Source organism: Modestobacter sp. VKM Ac-2986, from assembly GCF_026967795.1.
GTDB lineage: Bacteria > Actinomycetota > Actinomycetes > Mycobacteriales > Geodermatophilaceae > Modestobacter.
The window spans coordinates 339,223-359,797 of record NZ_JAPVBH010000001.1; the positions used below are offsets into that span (position 1 = coordinate 339,223).

Genomic DNA, 20,575 nt, shown 5'->3' on the forward strand with positions numbered 1-20,575 from the left:
GCGCTGAGCGTCAGCGCAGCCGGCGGAAGGTCGTCCGGATCTCCTCCACCAGCAACTCCGGCTGCTCCAGGACAGCGAAGTGCCCGCCTGCGGCGACCTGGTCGAAGTGCAGCAGGTCGGTGTAGCGGCGCTCGACCCAGCGGCGGGACTTCCGCACGTACTCCCCCGGCATGATCGTGATCCCGGTCGGGAGGTCGATTGGCGCGGCACCGGCCGGCGGCCCCCACTGGCCCTGGGTCAGCTCCCAGTACATCCGGGCCGAGGACGCCGCGGTGTTGGTCAGCCAGTAGAGCATGACGTCGTCGATCATCTCGTTGACCTCGAAGACCGCCTCGGCGTCCCCGTGCGCGCCGCCGACGTCCTGGAACATGGCGTAGATCCACGACGCCAGCCCGACCGGGGAGTCCGTCAGGGCGTAGCCGATGGTCTGCGGCCGGGTGGACATCTGCTTGGCGTAGCCGGACAGCACCTGGTCGTAGTACTGCGCCTCGACGAGCATCTGCTGCTCCTCCGGCGTCGCCTCGGCCATCTCCTGCGGCGTGGGCCAGAACATGGCCATGTTCAGGTGCATGCCGGCCAGGCCGGTGGGCGTGGTCGCGGTCAACGCGGCCATCTCCTCGGTGACCCCGGCGCCGAGGTCACCGCCCTGGGCGACGAAGCGGTCGTAGCCGAGCCGGGCCATCAGCGTGACCCAGGCGCGGGCGGTGCGCGGCAGGTCCCAGCCGGTGCCGGTGGGCCGCCCGGAGAAGCCGAAGCCGGGCAGGCTCGGGATCACCAGCGAGAAGGCGTCCTCGGCGCGGCCGCCGTGCGCGACCGGGTCGGTCAGCGGCCCGATCACCTTGCGGAACTCCAAGACCGAGCCGGGCCAGCCGTGGGTCATGACCATCGGCATCGCACCCGGCTCGGGGGACCGCACATGCAGGAAGTGCACGTCCAGCCCGTCGATGGTGGTCACGAACTGCTCCCAGCCGTTGAGCAGCGCCTCGGTGGCCCGCCAGTCGTAGCCGGTGCGCCAGCGCTCGACCAGGGCCTGGACCTTGGCCAGCTGCGGGCCCTGGCTGGTGTCGGCCACGGTCTCGGCGTCGGGCCAGCGGGTGGCGTCCAGCCGCCGCTGCAGGTCGTCGAGCTGGGCCTGCGGGACGTCGATGGTGAACGGGCGGACCGCGTCGTCGGCGGTCACGTCGTGCTCGGGGTGCGTGGTCGTGCTCATGTCCGGCTGCCTCGTAATCGTCGTCCGGTGAGATCGTCTGTAAGTCAGACGATCTGTTGGCAGGACGGTAGCACCGCCGTACGATGTACCGGTGACGAGCAGCCGCGAGCAGGACGTCCCCGGGCTGGAGGACGAGCTGGGGTGGTCGCTGCACCGGGTGGCCACGGCCTTCCGGCAGACCGCGCTCACCGCGGTCGACGACCTGCCCGGCGGCCCGCGCGGCTACCAGGTGCTGGTGGCGGTGCACGCCGGGCCGCCGTCCTCCCAGCTCGCGCTGGCCCAGCGGCTGGCCATCGACAAGACGGCGATGACCTACCTGGTCGACGAGCTCCAGGACGCCGGCCTGGTCACCCGCCGCCCCGACCCTGCCGACCGGCGGGTGCGCCAGGTCGTGGTCACCGACCAGGGGCGCGCGGCGCTGGAGCGGTCGCGGTCCGCGCTGCGGACGGTGGAGGGCCGGCTCCTCGGTGACCTCGACGAGGACGAGAGCGCGCAGCTGCGCCGCCTGCTGGCCCGGGTCGCCCACGCCAGCGACCAGGCCGAGCCCTGCCTGACGAGCGAGCAGGTCCGCGCGGCGGCCGCCGGATGACCTCCGACGCACCCGTGGCCGGCCTGGTGCTCGCCGCCGGCGGCGGCCGGCGGTACGGCATGCCCAAGGCGCTGGTCGAGTTCGAGGGCAGCCTGCTGGTCGAGCGGGCGGTCCGGACGGCGGCCGCGGTGTGCGACCCGGTGCTCGTCGTCCTCGGCGCCCGGGCGGTCGACGTCTGGCGCACCGCGGACCTCACCGGGGCCACCGTGCTGGCCAACGCCGACTGGGAGTCCGGGATGGCCTCCAGCCTGCGCACCGGGCTCGACGGCCTGCGCGGCTGGCCCGGCCGGGTCGACGCGGTGCTGGTGCAGCTGGTCGACATGCCCGGGATGACGCCGGCCGCCCTGGCCCGGGTGGCCGCGCACGCCGAGCCCGGCGCCCTGGCGGTGGCCACCTACGACGGCGTCCGCAGCCACCCGGTGCTGCTGGGCCGCGAGCACTGGGCCGGGGTCGCGGCGACGGCGACCGGTGACGAGGGCGCCCGGGCGTACCTCGCCGCGCACGAGGTGACCGAGGTCGACTGCACCGGCCTGGCCGACCCCACCGATCTCGACGTCCCGCCCGCCTGACCGCGTACCTTCGCCGCCGTGGACACGCTGCTCGCCCGGGTCACCGAGGAACCGCTGTCGGTCGCCGAGCACGAGGCGGCCGTGGAGCGGGCGGCCGCCGGCGCCGTCGTCTCCTTCTCCGGGGTCGTGCGCGACCACGACGGCGGCCGGTCGGTCACCGAGCTCGAGTACACCGGGCACCCGACGGCGCCGGCGCTGATCGCCGAGATCGCCGCCGAGTTCGCCGCCCGCCCCGACGTGCACGCCGTCGCGGTCTCCCACCGCATCGGGCTGCTGGCCATCGGCGACGTCGCGCTGGCCTGCGCGGTGAGCGCCTCGCACCGCGGGCAGGCCTTCGCCGCCTGCGCGGAGCTGGTCGACGAGGTCAAGGCGCGGCTGCCGATCTGGAAGCGGCAGGTCTTCTCCGACGGCCAGGAGGAGTGGGTCGCCTGCCCGTGAGGCGGCTCTCGACCGGGGCGCTTGCCCTGGTCTGTCGTGCGTGACATAACTGGACCGGTGCGTCCCCGCCCGGGGCGCCGGTGACCTCTGCGGAGCCGCCGCGAGTGCGCAGGCAGCAGACGGGGGTCCGGTGGCGGAGCAGGACGGCGTGGTGCGCGAGCAGGACGATGTCGTGCGCCTGGTCGAGTCGCTGCCGGTGGGCTACCTGGCCCTGGACGCCGACTGGACGATCACCTACGTCAACGCCGCCGCCGAGCGCTCCCTCGGGCACCCCGGGGCCGAGCTGGTGGGCGTGTCGATGTGGACGGCCTTCCCCGACAACGAGCGCAACGAGTTCGGCCGGACCTACCGGGAGGCCCTCGCCACCGGGGAACCCCGGTCGGTGGAGGCGTACTACCCGGCCCCGTACGACCAGTGGTTCCAGGCCCAGGCCGTGCCCACCGGCACCGGGCTCGCGCTCTTCTTCACCGACGTGACCGACCGCCGCAAGGCGCAGGAGCGGCTGGCCCTGCTGGCCCGGGTCAGCGCCCAGCTGGCCGGCAGCGTCGACGACGGCAGCGCGACAGCCCGGCTCCCGCAGCTGCTGGTGCCCGCGCTGGCCGACTGGTGCGTCCTCACCGTCGTCGACGAGGAGGACCGCCCGCACGACGTCGGCTGGTGGCACGCCGACCCGGATCGCCGTGCGGTCGTGGCGCGCTATGCCGCCGTGCGGCTGGCGTCGGTGCCCGCCGGGGCGCCGGTGGTGCGGGCGCTGGCAGGGGAGACCGTCGTCTCCCCCGTCGCCGACGTGCTCGCCCTGCTGCCGCCGGGCCCGGCCCGCGACCTGATCGAGCAGCTGGACACCGGCTCGGGCCTGGCCATCCCGCTGCGGGGCCGGGACCGCGTGCTGGGCGTGCTCACCCTGTGCTTCGACCGGGGCCGTGAGCCGGTGGACGCCGACCTGCTGGTGGCCCGCCAGGTCGCCGACCGGATCGGGCAGGCGCTGGACAACGCCCGGCTGTTCCGGCAGCAGCGCCAGCTCGCCGAGACCCTGCAGCGCAGCCTGCTGACCCGCCCGGTGCAGCACGAGGGTGCGCAGATCGCCGTCCGGTACGCCCCGGCCGCCGAGGCCGCCCGGATCGGCGGTGACTGGTACGACGCGTTCCGGCAGCCCTCCGGGTCCCTGATGCTGGTCATCGGCGACGTGGTCGGCCACGACACGGCCGCCGCGGCCGCGATGGGCCAACTCCGTGCGCTGCTGCGCGGCATCGCCACCTACAGCGACGCCGGCCCGGTCGAGGTGCTGCGCGGGCTGGACTCCTCGATGGAGCTGCTGTCGCTGGGCACCTACGCCACCGCGGCCGTGGCCCGGTTCGAGCGGACCCCTGCCGAGGCGGGGCAGGGCCTGACCAGGATGCGGTGGACCAACGCCGGGCACCTGCCCCCGCTGGTCATCCACCCCGACGGCACGCTGGCCGCGCCGGCCGCGTGGCGCGGTGAGCTGCTGCTGGGCGTCGACCCGGGGGCCGAGCGCAGCGAGGCGGTGTTGACGCTGCCGGCCGGGTCGACCGTGCTGCTCTACACCGACGGGCTGATCGAGCGCCGGGACGGCGACCTGGACGACGGCATGGAGCGGCTGCGCGAGGCCGCGACCGAGCTGGCCGGGGCCTCGCTGGACGAGCTGTGCGACCAGCTCATCGCCCGGCTGGTCGACGGCCGCCCGGAGGACGACGTCGCCCTGGTCGCCATCCGCCTGCTGGCCTGAGCCGGGACTAGCGGGCGCCGGCCAGGCCGTCGTCGCCGTCGTGGCGGGACCGGGCCTCGGCCCGCTCCTCCTCGGCCTCGGCCTCGAGCCGGCGCGCCTCGCCGTCCATGGTGGCCGCGGCGTCGCCGTGGGACTCCCCGTAGACCTGCTCGGCGCGGCCGAGCAGCTCCTCGGCCTTGGCCTTCGCCTTGTCGAACACGCTCATCGTGGTTCCTCTCGCCGGTGCCCCGTCCGGGGCAGTCTGCCCGGTCAGCCGCCGGCGAAGGGCGGCAGCACGTCCACCACCGCGCCGGGCGAGAGCACCAACGCGCGGTCCCGGGTGCTGGTTCCGTCCACCAGGAACGAGCACGCGGTGAGCACCTTCTCCAGGCGCTCGCCGTGGGCGTCGACGATCTGCCCGACCAGCTCCTCGAGCGAGCCGGCCTCGCGGGTCTCGGTGTCCACGCCGACCGCGGCGCGGGCCCCGGCGAAGTACCGGACGGTCACCGTGCCCATCGGTTCGCCTCCACGGTCGTTCCGCTCCTCGCTCGCAGAGCTCGCTGCGATGCTCGCTCCCGGTCGGCTCACGGTGCTCAGCCCCCGATCGCGGACATCGGCCGCGACGGCTGGAGGAAGCTCGGGTCGTCGATGCCGTGCCCGGGCAGCTTGGTCAGCGTGGCGATCCGCCAGCGGTCGGCCAGCTCCTGGTCGCTCGCGCCCTCGCGCATCGCCGTCCGCAGGTCGGACTCCTCGCGGGCGAACAGGCAGTTGCGGATCTGGCCGTCGGCGGTGAGCCGGGTGCGGTCGCAGGCCCCGCAGAAGGACCGGGTGACCGAGGCGATCACGCCGACGGTGAGGCCGGTGCCGTCGACCAGCCAGCGCTCGGCCGGGGCCGCACCGCGCTCCTCGACGTCGGGCACCAGGGTGTGGGTGGCGGTCAGCTTCGCCAGGATGTCCTCGGCGGTGACCATCTCGCTGCGGGTCCACGCGTGGTGGGCGTCCAGCGGCATCTGCTCGATGAAGCGCAGCTCGTAGCCGTGCTCCAGGCAGTACTCCAGCAGCGGGACGGCGTCGTCCTCGTTGATGCCCTTCAGCAGCACCGTGTTGATCTTCACCGGGGTGAGGCCGGCGTCCTTGGCCGCCTTGAGCCCGGCGAGGACGTCGGGCAGCCGGTCGCGGTGGGTGAGCTGCTTGAACCGGTCGCGGTCCAGGGTGTCCAGGCTGACGTTGATCCGGTCCAGGCCCGCGGCGGCCAGGGCCGGCGCCATCCGGGACAGGCCGACGGCGTTGGTGGTGAGGCTGACCTCGGGGCGGGGGAGCAGCGCGGTCGCGGCAGCGACGATGCCGGGCAGGCCGGGGCGGAGCAGGGGCTCGCCGCCGGTGAACCGGACCTCGCGGATGCCCAGGTGCTCGACGCCGATCCGGACCAGCCGGGCGACCTCGTCGTCGGTGAGCTGCTCGACCTTGGGCAGCCACTGCAGGCCCTCGGGCGGCATGCAGTACGTGCACCGCAGGTTGCAGCGGTCGGTCAGCGAGACGCGCAGGTCGGTCGCCGTCCGGCCGTGCCGGTCGACCAGCCCGCCGGTGCCCGCGGCGACCGGGACGAGCTGCGGGCGCAGCTGCGGGTCCGGGAGCGGGCTGGAGGTCGTCACAGTCCGAATGTAGTGCGCGATGGCCCGCGGAGCTGTGGACGTGACCGTCGCCCCACCCGGAGTGGCGCGCTGGCGGGCCCGGCCTGCTCGGCGCTCAGTGGCCGGGCGGGGGCTCCTGTCCCAGGGCGTCCCGCGGAGCGCCCCCGGCGTCGCCGGTGCCGGTGAGCGGCTGCTCGGCGCCGGACCGCTCGTGCCAGCCCTGCAGCTCCCACCCGTCGGCCGTGCTGCCCTCCAGCACCACGACGCCGGTGTTGGCCAGTGGGCGGTCACGGACCCCCGCGAGGGTCAGGCCGCGCGCCCGGGCGGCCAGCCAGACCCGGATCACCGCGCCGTGGCTGACCGCGACCGCCGTGCCGTGGCCCTCCAGGGCCGAGACGGCGGCGTCGAACCCGGCGAGCACCTCGACGCCCGCGGGCCCACCGGGCAGGCGCTCCGGCGAGTCGTGCCCGACCCAGGAGAAGGCGACGTCGAGGTAGCGCGCCACGGCCTCGGGCCCCTGCTGCATCTCCAGGTCGCCGGCGCCGATCTCCCGCAGGCCCGGGAGGGTGAGCACGGTCAGACCGTGCGCGGCGGCGAGGGGCGCGGCGGTCTGCTGCGCCCGCCGCAGCGGTGAGGCGGCCAGGACGTCGACCTCCTCGGCGGCCAGGTCGCCCACGAGCGCGGCCGCCTGCTGCTGGCCCAGGGCGGTCAGCTCCGCACCGGGCTCGGCGGTGTCGAGTGCGTGCACCAGGTTCGACGTCGTCTGCCCGTGCCTGACCAGGACCAGCCGCATGGCACCCCCGCGCGTCGGTGCGGACGACCTCCGCCGTCCCGTGCTGGCAGTCTGCACGGGACGGCGGACGTGGGTCAGCCGATCGGGACGGGGTTCGTCGGGTCCGGCGGCACCGGCAGCGAGCCCTGCACGCGGTTGCGGGCCTGGCAGTCGCTGGTGCAGTCGGTAGCCCCGGCGGACAGCTCGATCGCGTCCTCGCCGAGCACGCCGCCCATCCGGCCGCCGGAGGTCACCGACCAGCGGGTGCTGGTCGCGGTCTGGGCGAGCTTGGTGGCCACCTGCGGGCTGTCCTTGCCCAGCAGCATCTGGTGCGTGGCGTCGGCGTCCACGCCGTCGCCGAAGTTGACCTTCCCGGTGAACTCGTTGACGAAGTAGAAGAGGCCGGCGCCGAGGGTGTGCACGAACTCGACGGGGGTGCCGAACTCCTGCTCCATCTGGAAGATCCCGCCCTGCGGGGCGTCCTTGGCCTGGACCTTCAGCTTCCCGGCGGCGGTGGAGAAGACCACGACGAGGTTGTCGTCGCGCAGTCGGAGCTCGGAGATCCGCACGGCGGTCCGCTGGGCCGGGGTGAGGACGGGCACCTTCGAGGCGAAGACGACGGTGGGTGCGGTCACCATCCGCTCCGGGCTGGCCGCACCGGTGAGGGTGTAGTCGTACACGCCCAGCGTCGTGGGGTCGATCCGGAAGGTGACGTTGCGGCCGGTGACGACGACCGGGCTGGTCGGGGCGACGCCGCTGACCCGGAAGTCCTTGCCGGCGGCCGGGTTGGAGGTACGGCCGTTCACCGTGACGGCGAAGTCGCCGCTGACGGCGCCACCGCCACCGCCGTCCTCGGTCACGGCGCCGTCGTCCCCGCCCTTGGCCTGGGCGACACCGGGGAGGAGCAGGACGGACGTCGACAGGGCCAGCACGGCGAGCAGGCGACGAGGGGTGCGTCGGGACACGGGCGGGGCCTCCTGGAGCTGTGATCACCGTGCGTGTGCATCGGCTCACACATTGATCCATGAACGTTCAAGGAAGTCCAGCACCTGCCCGTGTCGGCCGTGCGTCTGTGGATCAGACCGCTGGTCGCAGCGCCGCCCACACGTGCTTGCGGCGGCCACTGACCGCCCAGCCGCAGGCGGCCGACAGCCGGGCGACGAGGTGCAGTCCCAGACCGCCCAGCGCCGGGTCGCGGTCCACGGCCGAGACGGGCGGCTGGTGGGGCCGGGCGTCGCTGACGTCGATGAGCCAGCCGTCGCCGCACCCGTCGACCCGGACCCGGATCGGGGCTCCGCCGTGGCGCAGCCCGTTGGAGGTGAGCTCCTCGAAGGCGAGCAGCAGGCGGTCGACGTCGTCCTCGTCCGCGCCCGAGGGCAGCGGCTGCTCCGCCAGGCCCCGGCGCAGCGTCCGGCGCGCCGCGGTCAGGTCGGGCGGGCGGGCGATGTCCCAGGACCAGGTGCCGCGGCCGCCCGTGGCCGCCGGGAGCGGTCGGTGCGCCCACACGGTGGGCTCGTCGGCGGTCATCTGCTCCTGCGCTCGTCGGGCGGCTCGCACGCCGGGACCGGGCCGGGCGACGCGCGTCGAGGGTCGCACCCGCCGACCCGGTCGGCGCGTCGGCCGTGGTCCCCGCACCCTCCGACGTGCCCGCCGGCGATCGGCCCGGCTGCTACGTTCGGGGAGCCACCCGAGGGTCCGGCGGGCACCCCCGCACTCGCCTGTGGCCAGGAAGCGCGAGAAGCAGACGTGCCAGCCCGCACCGTGTTCGCCCCGTACGCCCGGTTGTTCGCCGTCCCGGGCACCCGTGCCTTCTCCTCCGCCGGGCTGCTGGCCCGCGTGCCGATGGCCACGGCCGGGCTGGGCACCGTCCTGCTCGTGGAGGGCCAGAGCGGCAGCTACGCCCTCGCCGGCGCGGTCGCCGGCACGAACACGCTGGCCTTCGCCGTGGGCAGCCCGCAGTGGGCCCGGGCGATGGACCGCCGCGGCCAGGGGCCGGTGGTGCGGGCCACGGCACTGCTGTCGCTGGCCGGCGGGCTGGCCTTCGTCGCCGCGGTGGTCACCGACGCACCACGCTGGACCTGGTTCGTCCTGGCAGTGCTCGCCGGCCTCTGCTCGGCCAACGTCGGGTCCGTCGTGCGCAGCCGCTGGGCCAACGCCCTGCCCGAGCCGGCCCAGCGGCAGACCGCGTTCGCCTTCGAGTCGGTGGCCGACGAGGTCGTCTTCGTCGTCGGGCCGCCGTTGGTCACCTTCCTCGCCGCGCTGGTCGCCCCGCCGCTGGGCTACCTGACCGGGCTGCTCCTGGGGGTCGCCGGCGCGCTCGTGCTCTCCCGGTTGGAGTCGACCGCCCCCGCCGTCGTCCCCCGGGTCGCCGGTCAGGCGCGGCCCGCGGTGCTCAGCCCCGGGCTGGTCGTCATCGCGGTCACCTACCTGGCCGTGGGCGTGGTGTTCGGTGCCGTGGACGTCGTGGTCGTGGGCTTCGCCGAGGAGCAGGGCAGTCCGGCCTCGGCGGGCCTGGCGCTCTCGGCCTACGCCGGTGGCAGCCTGGTCGCCGGGCTGGTCTACGGCATCGCGAAGCTGCCCGGGTCGCTGGTCACCCGGTTCCTGGGGACGGCGGTGCTGTTCGCCGTCGCGGCCCAGGCGCTGCACCTGGTCGGGTCGCTGCCGGCGCTGATCGGCATCGCGTTCCTGGCCGGGCTCACCATCGCCCCGGTGCTGGTCTCCGGCCTGTCGGTGGTCGAGTCCCGGGTCTCCCGTGCCTCGCTCACCGAGAGCCTGACCTGGACGACGACCGGCCTGACCGTCGGCGTCACCGCCGGCTCGTCGCTGGCCGGCGCGGCGGTCGACCACTGGGGGGCCGAGTCCGCGTTCGCCGTCCCCGCGCTGGGTGCCGCCCTCACCGGGCTGCTGGCCGTGGTCGCCTGGGCCGTGCTGCGCCGTCCCGTCGCCGCCGAGGTGGCGGCGTGACCGTGGTCGTCCGCGAGCTGACCCGCGACGAGCTCGTGCCGGCCTGGGAGATGGGCCGGCTGGCCTTCGGCGGCGCCGCCGAGCCACCGCCGCAGACGATGCGGGTGGTGCCCGGGGTCTCCCGGCTGGGCGCCTTCGACGAGCGCGGCCGGCTGCTCGGCAAGATCGTCGAGCTGCCGCACGAGCACTGGTGGGGCGGACGCCGGGTGCCCGCGGCCGGGGTCAGCGGCGTCGCCGTGGCCCCGGAGAGCCGCGGCGGTGGCCTGACCCGGGAGCTGCTGGGCGCGGTGCTCGCCCAGGCCCGGGACCGCGGCGCCGCGGTCAGCACGCTCTACCCGACCGTCTCGGCGGTCTACCGGTCCGCGGGCTGGGAGGTCGGGGGGATGCTGCGCGCGGCCGACCTGGACACCGCCTCGCTGCCCCGCCCGCGCGACGACGAGGGCGTGGCGCTGCGCCCCGGTGACGCCGACGACTCCCCCGCCGTCACCGACCTCTACGAGCGGCTGGCCCGCGAGCGCGACGGGCTGCTCACCCGGCGCGGCGGGTTCTTCGACGAGCCGCCAGCACAGGCCCCGGACGCCGTCACGCTGGCGTACGAGGACGGCGTCCTGACCGGTGCGCTGGTGCTCGACCGCGGCCGCGGCTACGGGCCCGACGCCCGGCTCGACGTCCGCCAGCTGCTCGCGGTCACCCCGGCGGCGGCCCGGGCGCTGGTCGGCGTGCTGGCCGGCTGGCGCACGGTCGCCCGCACCGTCCGGGTGCCGCTGCTGGCCGGCGACGCGGTCTCCGCCGTCCTCCCCCTGGAGCGGGTCACCGACCCCGGGACGACGGCCTGGATGCTCCGCCCGGTCGACGTCGTCCGCGCGGTCGAGGCCCGCGGCTGGCCGGCGCACGTGCGCGGGCGGGTCGCCTTCCGGCTCACCGACGCCCTCGCGCCGTGGAACACCGGCGACTGGGAGCTGGGGATCGAGGGCGGAGAGGGCACACTGGTGCCCGCGCGGGGCGAGCCGGACCTGGTGCTGGACGTGCGGGGCTTCGCCGTCCTGTACTGCGGCGGCACCTCCGGGCGGGCCGTGGCCCAGGCCGGGCTGGCCGGCGGGCCGGGCGACCCGGCGGCGCTGGACCTGCTCGCGAGCGGTCCGGCCGCCCAGTTGCTCGACTACTTCTGACCGTGGGCATCCGCCGGGGCCCGGCGGCGTTGCACGATCGACGAGGAACACCCCCGGCCGCAGCCGGGACGAGGGAGAGAGCATGACCGCGACCCAGACCACGAGCGCCCCGCTGCCCGAGGTGCTGTCCCAGGCCGCCCGCCGGCGCACCTTCGCCGTGATCAGCCACCCCGACGCGGGCAAGTCCACGCTGACCGAGGCGCTCGCGCTGCACGCGCGGGTCATCGGCTCGGCCGGTGCGGTGCACGGGAAGGCCGGCCGCCGGGGCACGGTGTCGGACTGGATGGACATGGAGAAGGCGCGCGGCATCTCCATCACCTCCGCCGCGCTGCAGTTCGAGTACCGCGACGCCGTGGTGAACCTGCTCGACACCCCCGGCCACGCCGACTTCTCCGAGGACACCTACCGGGTGCTGACCGCGGTCGACGCCGCGGTGATGCTCATCGACGCCGCCAAGGGCCTCGAGGCGCAGACCATGAAGCTGTTCGCGGTCTGCAAGCACCGGGGCATCCCGGTCATCACCGTGGTCAACAAGTGGGACCGCCCGGGCAAGGACGCGCTCGAGCTGATGGACGAGGTCAGCGAGCGCACCGGCCTGGTGCCCACCCCGCTGACCTGGCCGGTCGGCATCTCCGGTGACTTCCGCGGCGTCGTGGACCGCCGCGACGGCACCTACCACCGCTTCACCCGCACCGCCGGTGGCGCCACCATCGCCCCCGAGGAGGTGCTGCCGCCCGCGGCCGCGCTGGCCCGCGAGGGCGACGCCTGGACGACGGCGGTCGAGGAGAGCGAGCTGCTCGACGCCACCGAGGCCGACCACGACCAGGAGCGCTTCCTGGCCGGGGAGACGACGCCGGTCATCTTCGCCTCGGCCGTGTCGAACTTCGGCGTCGGTGCGCTGCTGGACATCCTGGTCGACCTGGCGCCCGCGCCCACCCCGCGGCCGGACGTCGAGGGCGCCGCCCGCCCGGTGGAGGCGCCGTTCAGCGCGTTCGTGTTCAAGGTGCAGTCGGGCATGGACGCCGCGCACCGCGACCGGCTGGCCTACATCCGGATCGCCTCCGGCGTCTTCGAGCGCGGCATGGTGGTCACCCACGCCACCACCGGCCGGCCCTTCGCCACCAAGTACGCCCAGCACGTCTTCGGCCGGGACCGGGAGAGCGTCGACACCGCCTACCCCGGCGACGTCGTGGGCCTGGTCAACGCCAACGCGCTGCACGTCGGCGACACCCTCTACGCCGACGCCAAGGTGACGTACCCGCCGCTGACCACCTTCGCCCCCGAGCACTTCGCCGTCGTGCGGGGCAAGGACACCGCCAAGTTCAAGCAGTTCCGCCGCGGCATCGGCCAGTTGAACTCCGAGGGCGTGGCCCAGGTGCTCCGCTCGGACCGCCGCGGGGACGCCGCCCCCGTGCTCGCCGTCGTCGGGCCGATGCAGTTCGAGGTCGCCGTCCACCGGATGGAGCAGGAGTTCGGGGCGCCGGTGTCCATCGACCACCTGCCGTACACGATCGCGGTGCGCACGGACGCGGCGTCCGCGCCCGCCGTCGCCGCCGCGCGCGGGGTCGAGGTGCTCCAGCGTGAGGACGGCGAGCTGCTGGCGCTGTTCATGGACAAGTGGGACCTGCGCACGCTCCAGCAGCGCAACCCCGAGCTGACCCTCGAGCCGATGGTCGCCGCCCAGCTCTGAGCTGCTGAGGGAGTCCCAGCGCATCACTCCCCGAGCGCTGGGACTCCATTCCCGCAGCCTCGGTGAGATGCCTCGCGGGTAGCCGGCGGATCGGCCGGGTAGGTGCCCTGCAGGTCGGCGTGCCACCTCCGGGTGTCCGCGCGCCGCCGCACCGCACGCAGTCGACAGGAAGAAGAGCTCCATGGCCTCCGTGCCCACGATCACCCTGAACAACGGCGTCGAGATCCCTCAGCTGGGCTTCGGCGTCTACCAGGTCAAGCCCGAGGAGACCGCGCAGGCGGTGCAGACCGCCCTCGAGGTCGGCTACCGGCACATCGACACCGCCGAGATGTACGGCAACGAGAAGGGCGTCGGCGAGGGCATCCGCAACTCCGGCGTCCCGCGCGAGGAGGTCTTCATCACCTCCAAGCTCAACAACGGCTTCCACGCCCGCGAGGACGCGCTGCGCGCCTTCGACGGCACCCTCGAGGCCCTCGGCTTCGACGACGTGGACCTGTTCCTCATCCACTGGCCGCTGCCGGGCATCGACGTCGACTACGTCGAGACCTGGAAGGCCATGGAGGAGATCTACCGCTCCGGCCGGGCGAAGTCGATCGGCGTCTCGAACTTCAACGCCCACCACCTGCGCAAGCTCTTCGGCGAGACCGAGATCCGCCCGGCGGTCAACCAGATCGAGGTCCACCCGTACCTGACCCAGGACGACCTGCGGGCCTTCGACGCCGACCACGAGATCGCCACCGAGGCCTGGTCGCCGATCGCCCAGGGCAAGGTGCTCGACGACCCGACGATCTTGCGGGTGGCCGAGCGTCACGGCAAGACCGCCTCCCAGGTCACGCTGCGCTGGCACGTCCAGCGCGGCGACATCGTCTTCCCGAAGTCGGTCACCCGCAGCCGGGTCGAGGAGAACTTCGACATCTTCGACTTCGAGCTCACCGAGGACGACCTGCGCGAGATCACGATGCTGAACCGCAACGAGCGCACCGGCCCCGACCCGGACACGTTCAACTACATCCCCGAGTGACACAGCGGAGTGGATCCGCGGCGCTGACGCCCACGGACCCACTCCGTTCACCCGCACACGCCACGGCCGCCGTCCTCCGGGACGGCGGCCGTTCGGCCTTCCTGCAGGGGCCCGCCGCGAGCCTGCGAGTGGTGGGGGCAGGAAGGTCCTTCGTCAGTCCTCGGTGACGAAGTCGATGAGCTCCTCGACCCGGCCGATGAGCACCGGCTCCAGGTCGGTCCACCGGGTGACCCGGGCCAGGATCCGCTGCGCCCACACGTAACCCGTGTCGTCCTCCCAGCCCAGGCGCCGGCAGACGCCGGTCTTCCAGTCCTCGCCCTTCGGCACCGTCGGCCAAGCCTTGATGCCCACGACGGAGGGCTTCACCGCCTGCCAGATGTCGATGAACGGATGGCCGACGACGAGCGCGTGCGTGCCGGTGACCTGCTCGGCGATCCGGGTCTCTTTCGAGCCGGTCACCAGGTGGTCGACGAGCACGCCGAGCCGGCGTCCCGACGAGGGCCGGAACTCCCGGACGATGCCGGGCAGGTCGTCCACGCCGTGCAGCGGCTCCACGACGACGCCCTCGATCCGCAGGTCGTGGCCCCAGACCTTCTCCACCAGCTCGGCGTCGTGCTTGCCCTCGACGTAGATGCGGCCCTCGCGGGCGACCCGGGCCCGGGCGCCGACGACGTAGGTCGACCCCGACGCGCTCCGCTGCGGCCCGGAGATCGTGTTCACCTTCGGGCGCACCAGCACGACCGGCCGGCCGTCGACCCAGAAACCGGGGCCGAGCGGGTAGGCCCGGACCTTGCCGAAGCGGTCCTCGAGGTGGACGACGTCCTTCTCGCAGCGCACCACCGCGCCGACGAACCCGCTGCTGGGGTCCTCGACGACGAGGTCCTTCTCCGCCTCGACCTGCGGAGAGGGCTTCTTCTGGGTGCGCGGGTGGACCAGGTCGTCGTACTGCGAACGGGGAGGCACGTCCCCATGCTCACGGCCGTCCGGGCCGGTTCCTGGACGACACGCCCGGCAGCCGTCCGGACGACGGACTGCACGGCGTGTCCGCGCCGGCCGGCGCCCGGCGAGTCAGGCGGCGGACGGCCGGGCTGACCAGCGCATATGTGCCGTGGCTGGACGGCGGCGGGGGCGACACGCCCTAGCACGTCCTCCAGTTGTTCACCCACCGGCTGTTTCCGGGGCCGGATGAGGGGCACAGAGCGTGAGGAGCAAGAACGTCCCCGAGCTGAGGAGCAGCCCCCATGATCGGCACTGACATGCTCGACCGCGTCATCGGCGCCAACGTCTACGACAACGACGGCGACAAGATCGGCACCGCCTCCGAGGTCTTCCTCGACGACCAGTCCGGCAACCCCGAGTGGGTCACCGTGAAGACCGGTCTGTTCGGCTCTAAGGAGACCTTCGTCCCGATCCGGGACGGCGAGCTCACCGGTGACGGCCTGCGCGTCCCGGTCTCCAAGGCCGCCGTCAAGGACGCGCCGAAGATCGACCAGGACGGCCACCTGTCCCCTGAGGAGGAGAGCGCCCTGTACCGGCACTACTCCCTCGGTGACACCACGACGTCGAACACCACGACGTCGAACACCATGACGACGGACACCACGACGACGGACACCACGACGTCCAACACCTCCGGCTTCGCCGGCACCGCTGGTACGGCCGGTACCGCTGGTACGGCCGGCACCGCGGGCACGGCCGGCACCACCGGCCTGGCCGGGGCGCAGGACCGCAACCAGCACGGGACCGTCGGTCACGACACCTCCGGCCCGACCACGGACGACGCGATGACGCTGTCCGAGGAGCGCCTCAGCGTCGGCACCCAGCGTGTCGAGGCCGGGCGTGCGCGTCTGCGCAAGTACGTCGTGACCGAGAACGTCACGCAGACCGTCCCCGTGTCGCACGAGGAGGTCACGATCCAGCGTGAGCCGATCACCGACGCCAACATGGGCGACGCGATGAGCGGCCCGGCCATCTCGGAGGAGGAGCACGAGGTCGTGCTCCACGCCGAGCAGCCCGTGGTCGCCAAGGAGGCCGTGCCGGTCGAGCGTGTGCGCCTGGGCACCGAGACGGTGACCGAGCAGCAGCAGGTCACCGACACGGTGCGCAAGGAGCAGGTCGACACCGACGGCATCGTCGGCAACGACACGACCACCACCGGTCGCACGAACGACGACCGCAGCCTGGCCGACAAGGCCAAGGACGCGCTCGGGCGGAACGACAACCGCTGACCCACCCCGCACCACGACAGCGCCCGCCCCGGTCCGCCGGGGCGGGCGCTGTGCTGTCCGGCGCCGGTCAGCGGTGCCGGGGCGTCAGCTCCCGCTGAGCGGGAGCTCGTCGCCGGGCCGGGGCATGACCGGGGCGACGACCTCCTCCTCGATCACGTCGGCGGCCGCCCCCACGATCAGCGGGTCCGGGACGCCGACCGCGTCGTGGTCCTTGTCGGTGTAGTCGAACCGGGCCAGCACGTGCCGCAGTGCGGCCAGCCGGGCGCGCTTCTTGTCGTTGCTCTTGATCACCGTCCAGGGGGCGTGCTCGGTGTCGGTGTGCACGAACATCGCCTCCTTGGCCTCGGTGTAGGCGTCCCACTTGTCCAGGCTGGCCAGGTCGGTGGGGGAGAGCTTCCACTGCCGCACCGGGTCGATCTGCCGCACGATGAACCGGCTGCGCTGCTCGCCCTTGGTGACCGAGAACCAGAACTTGACCAGCTGGATGCCGCTGTCGACGAGCATCCGCTCGAACTCCGGGGCCTGGCGCATGAAGAGCAGGTACTCGTCAGCGGTGCAGTAGCCCATCACCCGCTCGACGCCGGCGCGGTTGTACCAGGAGCGGTCGAACATGACGATCTCGCCGGCGGCCGGCAGGTGCTGCACGTAGCGCTGGAAGTACCACTGGGTCCGCTCGCGCTCACTGGGCTTGTCCAGGGCGATCGTGCGGGACCCGCGCGGGTTGAGGTGCTCGGTGAAGCGCTTGATCGTGCCGCCCTTGCCCGCGGCGTCGCGGCCCTCGAACACCAGCACCAGCTTCTGGCCGGTGTCCTTCACCCAGCCCTGCAGCTTGAGCAGCTCGATCTGCAGCTCGCGCTTCTCGATCTCGTAGTCGCGGCGCAGCATCCGCTCGCTGTACGGGTAGTTCTCCCGCCACGTGTCGACCCGGTTGCCCTGGGGGTCGAACAGCTCGCGGTCGTCGTCCCAGTCCTCGTCGGAGTTGGTGTCCGGCAGGGCGTTGAGCCGCCACTGGGACAGGTCGATGACGGGGGACGGCGTGCCCTCGGGGACGCTGTGGCGCACGTGCTGGCTCAACGGGACTCCGCGCGGTCAAGGGGGCTGTCGGGGACGATCCTGCCTGGTCGCGGCCGCTCCCGCCGCGCAGGGACCGCCCCGTCGGGGGACGCCGGGCTCAGCGCGGCGCGCCGGCCGGGACGGCGGTGCGCAGCCGCTGCAGGTGCCCGATCAGCTCGTCGCCGATCCGCCCCCAGGTGCGCCCGGCCACCGACGGGCGGGCCGCCGCGGCGGCGGCCTGCAGCGTCGCGGGGTCGTCGCGGAGCCCGGCGACCATGGCGGCCAGCACCTGCGGGTCGTCGCCGGCCCACAGCCAGCCGTTCTCCCGGTGCCGCACCAGGTCCAGCGGGCCCCCGGAGGCCGCGACCACGGCGGGGACGCCCGCGGCGAGCGCCTCCTGCACCGCCTGGCAGAACGTCTCGTCGGCGCCCGGGTGGACGAACAGGTCGAGGGAGGCGACGACGGCGCCCAGCTCCGCCCCGCCGAGCTGGCCGAGGAACCGTGCCCGGGGCATCGCGCGGGCCAGCGCCCGGCGCTGCGGGCCGTCGCCGACGACCACCAGCCGCACCCCGGGCAGCTCGCTGAGCGGGGCGAGCAGCTCCAGCCGCTTCTCCACCGCCAGCCGGGCGACCACGCCCACCAGCAGTTCGCCGCCGGGGGCGAGCTCGGCGCGCAGCGCCTCGTCGCGGTGGCAGGGGGAGAACTGGTCGAGGTCGACGCCGCGGGCCCACAGTGCGACCGGCCCGATGCCCTGCCGGGCCAGCAGGGCGGCGGCCGCCGAGGACGGGGCGAGCGTGAGGTCCGCCGTCCCGTGCACGGTGCGCAGGTACCGCCAGGCGGCCGCGGGGCCGCCGGGCAGCCGGTAGCGCTGGGCGAAGGCGGCCAGGTCGGTCTGGAACACCGCGACCGACGGGACGCCGAGGGCCCGGGCGGCCCGGCCGGCGGCGAGGCCGAGCACGGCCGGCGAGGCCAGGTGGACCACGTCGGGGGCCATCCCGCCCAGCACCGCGGTCAGGTCGGCGGCCGGGCGGGCGAGGGTCAGCTGGCGGTACCGCGGCAGCCGCATCGACGGCACGGTCACCACCTCGACCCGGGCACCGCAGCGGGACTCGTAGCTGCGGCCCGAGGGGGCCAGCACGACCGGGTCGTGCCCGCGGACGGCGAGGTGGTCGACCAGCCGCAGCACGGAGTTGACCACGCCGTTGACCGCCGGCAGGAAGGTCTCGGCGACCACGACCACCCGCAGTCCGGTGGTCAGGCCGACCGGGAGCGGAGCCTCATGCAGCACTCGCTGCTCCCCGGCGGCGGGGGACCACGGGTGTCGGCACCCGGGGACGGCGGGGGTGCGCGGCGACCACCGGGGTGCGGGCCTCGGTGACCGCGGCGACCGCGTACTCGGCCAGCGCGGCGAGCTCGCGGCGGTCTGCGCCGGCCGGGTCGAGGGCCGGCAGCAGGTGCACCTCGACCACCAGACCGCGGGCGGCGAGCACCCGGGACAGGCTGCGGCGCAACGGCTCACCGGGCAGGTGCGCGGCCAGGGTGGTGCCGGCGCCGCCGTCGACCCGGTACCGGACGGCGACCGGGCAGACCGGGGCGGCGGCGTCCACGGCCGCCTGCAGGAAGGCCGTGCCGAACCGGCCCAGGTCCACACCGCACGACGTCGTCCGCTCGGGGCGCACGGTCACCGCGGTCCCCCCGCGCAGCGCGTCGGCGACCTGCCCGACGGCTCGCGGCAGGGTGCGCGGCCGCGCCGGGTCGACCGGCACCGCGCCGGCGCGGCGGAGCAGCCCGCCCAGCACCGGCCACCCGGCCGGCCCGGTCCCGGTGACGGGCACGCCCGGGACGACGGTGAGCAGCGCCAGGTGGTCGACCCAGGAGACGGAGTTGGCGACCACGAGCTGTCCGGGTCCGCGGCCGGCGCCGGCGCGGGGCCAGGCGACCGGGGAGGAGGTGACCTCGACCCGGACCCCGGCGGCGGTCAGCACCCGCGCCGCGGCGCAGGTCAGCAGCCGGCGGCGGCCGCGGGCACCGGCCGCCGGCGCGCGCAGGGCGGCGAGGGCGGTCCCGGCCAGGGCGCCGGCCAGCCGCACCGCGCGGCGGCGGCGGGTGGCGGCGTCCACGGTCGGGCGGGGGTCGGCGGCGCAGGCCGGCGTGCAGGGGGAGGCGGTCGGCGCCCCCGGCTGGGTCCTGGTCCGTGCCTGGGTCGGGGCAGCGGTCACGGCGACACCTCGGGTGTCGAGGAGCCCCTGGACGGGGCCCGGACCCTGCCCAGGTTGGGCGTGGGAGGTGTCCGCGGGGTGGCCCCTGCCTGGCGGGTCCCCGTCGGGCCGGCGAATCCCCGACCGGGTGTCCTCCGCCCGGAGGACGGACCAGTTCAGCCGATGCGCTCGGCCAGCTCCTCGGCGTAGCTGCGGGCGGCGTCGGCCTCGGCCGCGGCGCGGCCGCGCAGGTCGGCCATCGCCGGCACGCGGTCGGCCAGGGTGAGCTGCAGGGTGATCACCGAGACCGTCATCCCGAACGACCGGCCCAGCACCAGCTCCAGCGGCGGCACGGTGTGGTCCCAGCTGGCCTGCTCGCCCTCGGCGTCGTAGCTGGCGCCGCGGCTGGAGACCACCACCGCGGACCGCCCGGCCAGCGGCCGTGCCTCGTAGTCGCCGAACGGCACGGTGGTGCCGAGCACGTGCACGTGGTCGATCCAGGCCTTCAGGGTCGAGGGCAGCGACCAGTTGTACATCGGGGCCCCGACCAGCAGGACGTCGGCGGCCATCAGCTCGTCGAGGTAGTGCCGCTGGCGCGCCTCGGCGGCCGGGTCGACCACCTCACCGGCGGTGCGCAGCCGCGGGGCCCAGTGCAGCGCGGCGTCGGGCAGGTGCGGCGGCGGGTCGGCGTGCAGGTCGTGGGAGGTGACGGTGAAGCCCGGGCCGCGGCCGCGCCACCCGCGCAGGAAGGCGGCGGTGACCTCGCGGGAGGACGAGTGCCGCGGGTCGGCGGAGGAGTCGAGGTGCAGCAGGTGGGGCATCGGGGCCTCCTGGTCTCGGCGACGGGACGACGTCGGCGCGGCCCGCCCGGGCAGCTCCGGCAGGGTTCCACGTGGAACCCCCACCCGCGAGGTCAGGACCGGGCGTCGCCGTCCAGGTAGACCCACCGGCCGCCCTCGCGGACGAAGCGGCTGTCCTCCTCCTGGGTGCCCCGGACCCCGCCGGCGACCCAGTGTGCCCGGAAGGTCACGGCGCCCTCGGTCGCCAGCAGTGACCCGCCGGTGCCGCCCAGCACCTCCAGCCCGGTCCAGCGGACGTCGGGGTCCAGCTCCAGCCGGCCCGGCCGGGTCGAGGGGTGCCAGGTGGCCAGCAGGTACGCCGGGTCGCCCACGACGAAGGCGCTGTAGCGGGAGCGCATGAGCTGCTCGGCCGTGCCGGCCATCGCCGTCCCGTCGTGCAGGCGGCCGCAGCACTCGGCGTAGGTCAGGCCGGTGCCGCAGGGGCAGCGTCGGGGAGCCACCCGGCGAGTCTCCCAGGACC

22 protein-coding genes are annotated in these 20,575 nt (G+C 74.7%); 9 read left to right on the forward strand and 13 right to left on the reverse strand.

The annotated features are described in order from the left end of the window. Positions 1-10 precede the first annotated feature (10 nt). The gene (locus tag O2W14_RS01560) at positions 11-1,210 is read right to left on the reverse strand and encodes an epoxide hydrolase family protein (protein WP_269174329.1); all 1,200 of its coding nucleotides are present in this window, start codon (positions 1,208-1,210) and stop codon (positions 11-13) included. A 91-nt stretch (positions 1,211-1,301) separates the two neighbouring features. Between O2W14_RS01560 and O2W14_RS01565 the strand changes: the two genes are divergently transcribed. The 4 genes from O2W14_RS01565 (at position 1,302) to O2W14_RS01580 (ending at position 4,550) form a co-directional block, all read left to right on the forward strand. Next, entirely contained in the window at positions 1,302-1,799 is a 498-nt protein-coding gene (locus O2W14_RS01565) for a MarR family winged helix-turn-helix transcriptional regulator (protein WP_269174330.1), read from the forward strand. Beyond that, a complete protein-coding gene (locus O2W14_RS01570; RefSeq protein WP_269174331.1) occupies positions 1,796-2,368 on the forward strand; it encodes a nucleotidyltransferase family protein in 573 nt (190 codons plus the stop codon). Before O2W14_RS01565 ends, O2W14_RS01570 begins: the two co-directional genes overlap by 4 nt. An 18-nt stretch (positions 2,369-2,386) precedes the next feature. Next, positions 2,387-2,806, forward strand: coding sequence for a molybdenum cofactor biosynthesis protein MoaE (locus tag O2W14_RS01575; protein ID WP_269174332.1), 420 nt, complete (start codon positions 2,387-2,389; stop codon positions 2,804-2,806). Between the two features lie 130 nt (positions 2,807-2,936). Next, entirely contained in the window at positions 2,937-4,550 is a 1,614-nt protein-coding gene (locus O2W14_RS01580; RefSeq protein ID WP_269174333.1) for a SpoIIE family protein phosphatase, read from the forward strand. A gap of 7 nt (positions 4,551-4,557) precedes the next feature. Here the strand turns inward: O2W14_RS01580 and O2W14_RS01585 are convergent, their stop codons facing one another. From O2W14_RS01585 to O2W14_RS01610, 6 genes are all read right to left on the reverse strand, one after another. After that, positions 4,558-4,755 carry a hypothetical protein gene (locus O2W14_RS01585; protein WP_269174334.1) on the reverse strand — a complete coding sequence of 66 codons (198 nt, stop codon included), beginning with the start codon at positions 4,753-4,755 and terminating at the stop codon, positions 4,558-4,560. A gap of 44 nt (positions 4,756-4,799) precedes the next feature. Then, positions 4,800-5,045, reverse strand: coding sequence for a MoaD/ThiS family protein (locus tag O2W14_RS01590; protein ID WP_269174335.1), 246 nt, complete (start codon positions 5,043-5,045; stop codon positions 4,800-4,802). Positions 5,046-5,122: 77 nt separating this feature from the next. Beyond that, positions 5,123-6,181, reverse strand: a complete 1,059-nt coding sequence (moaA, locus tag O2W14_RS01595; RefSeq protein ID WP_269174336.1) for a GTP 3',8-cyclase MoaA — start codon at positions 6,179-6,181, stop codon at positions 5,123-5,125. A gap of 94 nt (positions 6,182-6,275) precedes the next feature. After that, positions 6,276-6,953 carry a histidine phosphatase family protein gene (locus O2W14_RS01600; protein WP_269174337.1) on the reverse strand — a complete coding sequence of 226 codons (678 nt, stop codon included), beginning with the start codon at positions 6,951-6,953 and terminating at the stop codon, positions 6,276-6,278. A 74-nt stretch (positions 6,954-7,027) separates the two neighbouring features. Beyond that, positions 7,028-7,897 carry a hypothetical protein gene (locus O2W14_RS01605; protein WP_269174338.1) on the reverse strand — a complete coding sequence of 290 codons (870 nt, stop codon included), beginning with the start codon at positions 7,895-7,897 and terminating at the stop codon, positions 7,028-7,030. A 112-nt stretch (positions 7,898-8,009) separates the two neighbouring features. Beyond that, the gene (locus O2W14_RS01610; protein WP_269174339.1) at positions 8,010-8,459 is read right to left on the reverse strand and encodes an ATP-binding protein; all 450 of its coding nucleotides are present in this window, start codon (positions 8,457-8,459) and stop codon (positions 8,010-8,012) included. Positions 8,460-8,678: 219 nt separating this feature from the next. Here O2W14_RS01610 and O2W14_RS01615 point away from each other — a divergent pair, with 219 nt between their 5' ends. From O2W14_RS01615 to O2W14_RS01630, 4 genes are all read left to right on the forward strand, one after another. Continuing rightward, a complete protein-coding gene (locus O2W14_RS01615; protein ID WP_269174340.1) occupies positions 8,679-9,896 on the forward strand; it encodes an MFS transporter in 1,218 nt (405 codons plus the stop codon). Next, complete coding sequence (locus tag O2W14_RS01620; protein ID WP_269174341.1) at positions 9,893-11,065, forward strand: GNAT family N-acetyltransferase; 1,173 nt, start codon at positions 9,893-9,895, stop codon at positions 11,063-11,065. The genes O2W14_RS01615 and O2W14_RS01620 overlap by 4 nt, the downstream gene beginning before the upstream one ends. Before the next feature lie 82 nt (positions 11,066-11,147). Next, positions 11,148-12,755 (forward strand): peptide chain release factor 3, encoded by a 1,608-nt coding sequence (locus tag O2W14_RS01625; RefSeq protein ID WP_269174342.1) that lies wholly within the window; start codon positions 11,148-11,150, stop codon positions 12,753-12,755. A 181-nt stretch (positions 12,756-12,936) separates the two neighbouring features. Further along, positions 12,937-13,776 carry an aldo/keto reductase gene (locus tag O2W14_RS01630; RefSeq protein WP_269174343.1) on the forward strand — a complete coding sequence of 280 codons (840 nt, stop codon included), beginning with the start codon at positions 12,937-12,939 and terminating at the stop codon, positions 13,774-13,776. 153 nt (positions 13,777-13,929) lie between these two features. Here the strand turns inward: O2W14_RS01630 and O2W14_RS01635 are convergent, their stop codons facing one another. Continuing rightward, the gene (locus tag O2W14_RS01635) at positions 13,930-14,739 is read right to left on the reverse strand and encodes a DUF3097 domain-containing protein (RefSeq protein WP_269174344.1); all 810 of its coding nucleotides are present in this window, start codon (positions 14,737-14,739) and stop codon (positions 13,930-13,932) included. Between the two features lie 278 nt (positions 14,740-15,017). On the opposite strand from O2W14_RS01635, the gene O2W14_RS01640 reads away from it, so the two are divergent. Beyond that, positions 15,018-16,004 (forward strand): PRC and DUF2382 domain-containing protein, encoded by a 987-nt coding sequence (locus tag O2W14_RS01640; RefSeq protein ID WP_269174345.1) that lies wholly within the window; start codon positions 15,018-15,020, stop codon positions 16,002-16,004. Positions 16,005-16,088: 84 nt separating this feature from the next. Here O2W14_RS01640 and ppk2 read toward each other — a convergent pair whose 3' ends face one another. The 5 genes from ppk2 to O2W14_RS01665 all read right to left on the reverse strand — a co-directional run bounded on the left by ppk2 (position 16,089) and on the right by O2W14_RS01665 (position 20,555). Beyond that, positions 16,089-17,078, reverse strand: a complete 990-nt coding sequence (ppk2, locus tag O2W14_RS01645; protein ID WP_269174346.1) for a polyphosphate kinase 2 — start codon at positions 17,076-17,078, stop codon at positions 16,089-16,091. Positions 17,079-17,175: 97 nt separating this feature from the next. Beyond that, positions 17,176-18,345: a glycosyltransferase gene (locus O2W14_RS01650; RefSeq protein ID WP_269174347.1), complete on the reverse strand. Its 1,170-nt coding sequence runs from the start codon at positions 18,343-18,345 to the stop codon at positions 17,176-17,178. Further along, positions 18,335-19,276: a lysophospholipid acyltransferase family protein gene (locus tag O2W14_RS01655; protein WP_269174348.1), complete on the reverse strand. Its 942-nt coding sequence runs from the start codon at positions 19,274-19,276 to the stop codon at positions 18,335-18,337. The genes O2W14_RS01650 and O2W14_RS01655 overlap by 11 nt, the downstream gene beginning before the upstream one ends. Before the next feature lie 155 nt (positions 19,277-19,431). Further along, positions 19,432-20,076 (reverse strand): FMN-dependent NADH-azoreductase, encoded by a 645-nt coding sequence (locus O2W14_RS01660; RefSeq protein ID WP_269174349.1) that lies wholly within the window; start codon positions 20,074-20,076, stop codon positions 19,432-19,434. A gap of 92 nt (positions 20,077-20,168) precedes the next feature. Further along, complete coding sequence (locus tag O2W14_RS01665; protein WP_269174350.1) at positions 20,169-20,555, reverse strand: YchJ family protein; 387 nt, start codon at positions 20,553-20,555, stop codon at positions 20,169-20,171. Positions 20,556-20,575 lie beyond the last annotated feature (20 nt).

Coding starts and splice junctions, on each gene's coding strand:
- O2W14_RS01560 (WP_269174329.1), bottom strand. CDS start 1,210: ATGAGCACGACCACGCACCCCGAGCACGACGTGACCGCCGACGACGCG.
- O2W14_RS01570 (WP_269174331.1), top strand. CDS start 1,796: ATGACCTCCGACGCACCCGTGGCCGGCCTGGTGCTCGCCGCCGGCGGC.
- O2W14_RS01585 (WP_269174334.1), bottom strand. CDS start 4,755: ATGAGCGTGTTCGACAAGGCGAAGGCCAAGGCCGAGGAGCTGCTCGGC.
- O2W14_RS01590 (WP_269174335.1), bottom strand. CDS start 5,045: ATGGGCACGGTGACCGTCCGGTACTTCGCCGGGGCCCGCGCCGCGGTC.
- O2W14_RS01600 (WP_269174337.1), bottom strand. CDS start 6,953: ATGCGGCTGGTCCTGGTCAGGCACGGGCAGACGACGTCGAACCTGGTG.
- O2W14_RS01610 (WP_269174339.1), bottom strand. CDS start 8,459: ATGACCGCCGACGAGCCCACCGTGTGGGCGCACCGACCGCTCCCGGCG.
- O2W14_RS01625 (WP_269174342.1), top strand. CDS start 11,148: ATGACCGCGACCCAGACCACGAGCGCCCCGCTGCCCGAGGTGCTGTCC.
- O2W14_RS01630 (WP_269174343.1), top strand. CDS start 12,937: ATGGCCTCCGTGCCCACGATCACCCTGAACAACGGCGTCGAGATCCCT.
- O2W14_RS01640 (WP_269174345.1), top strand. CDS start 15,018: ATGATCGGCACTGACATGCTCGACCGCGTCATCGGCGCCAACGTCTAC.
- O2W14_RS01660 (WP_269174349.1), bottom strand. CDS start 20,076: ATGCCCCACCTGCTGCACCTCGACTCCTCCGCCGACCCGCGGCACTCG.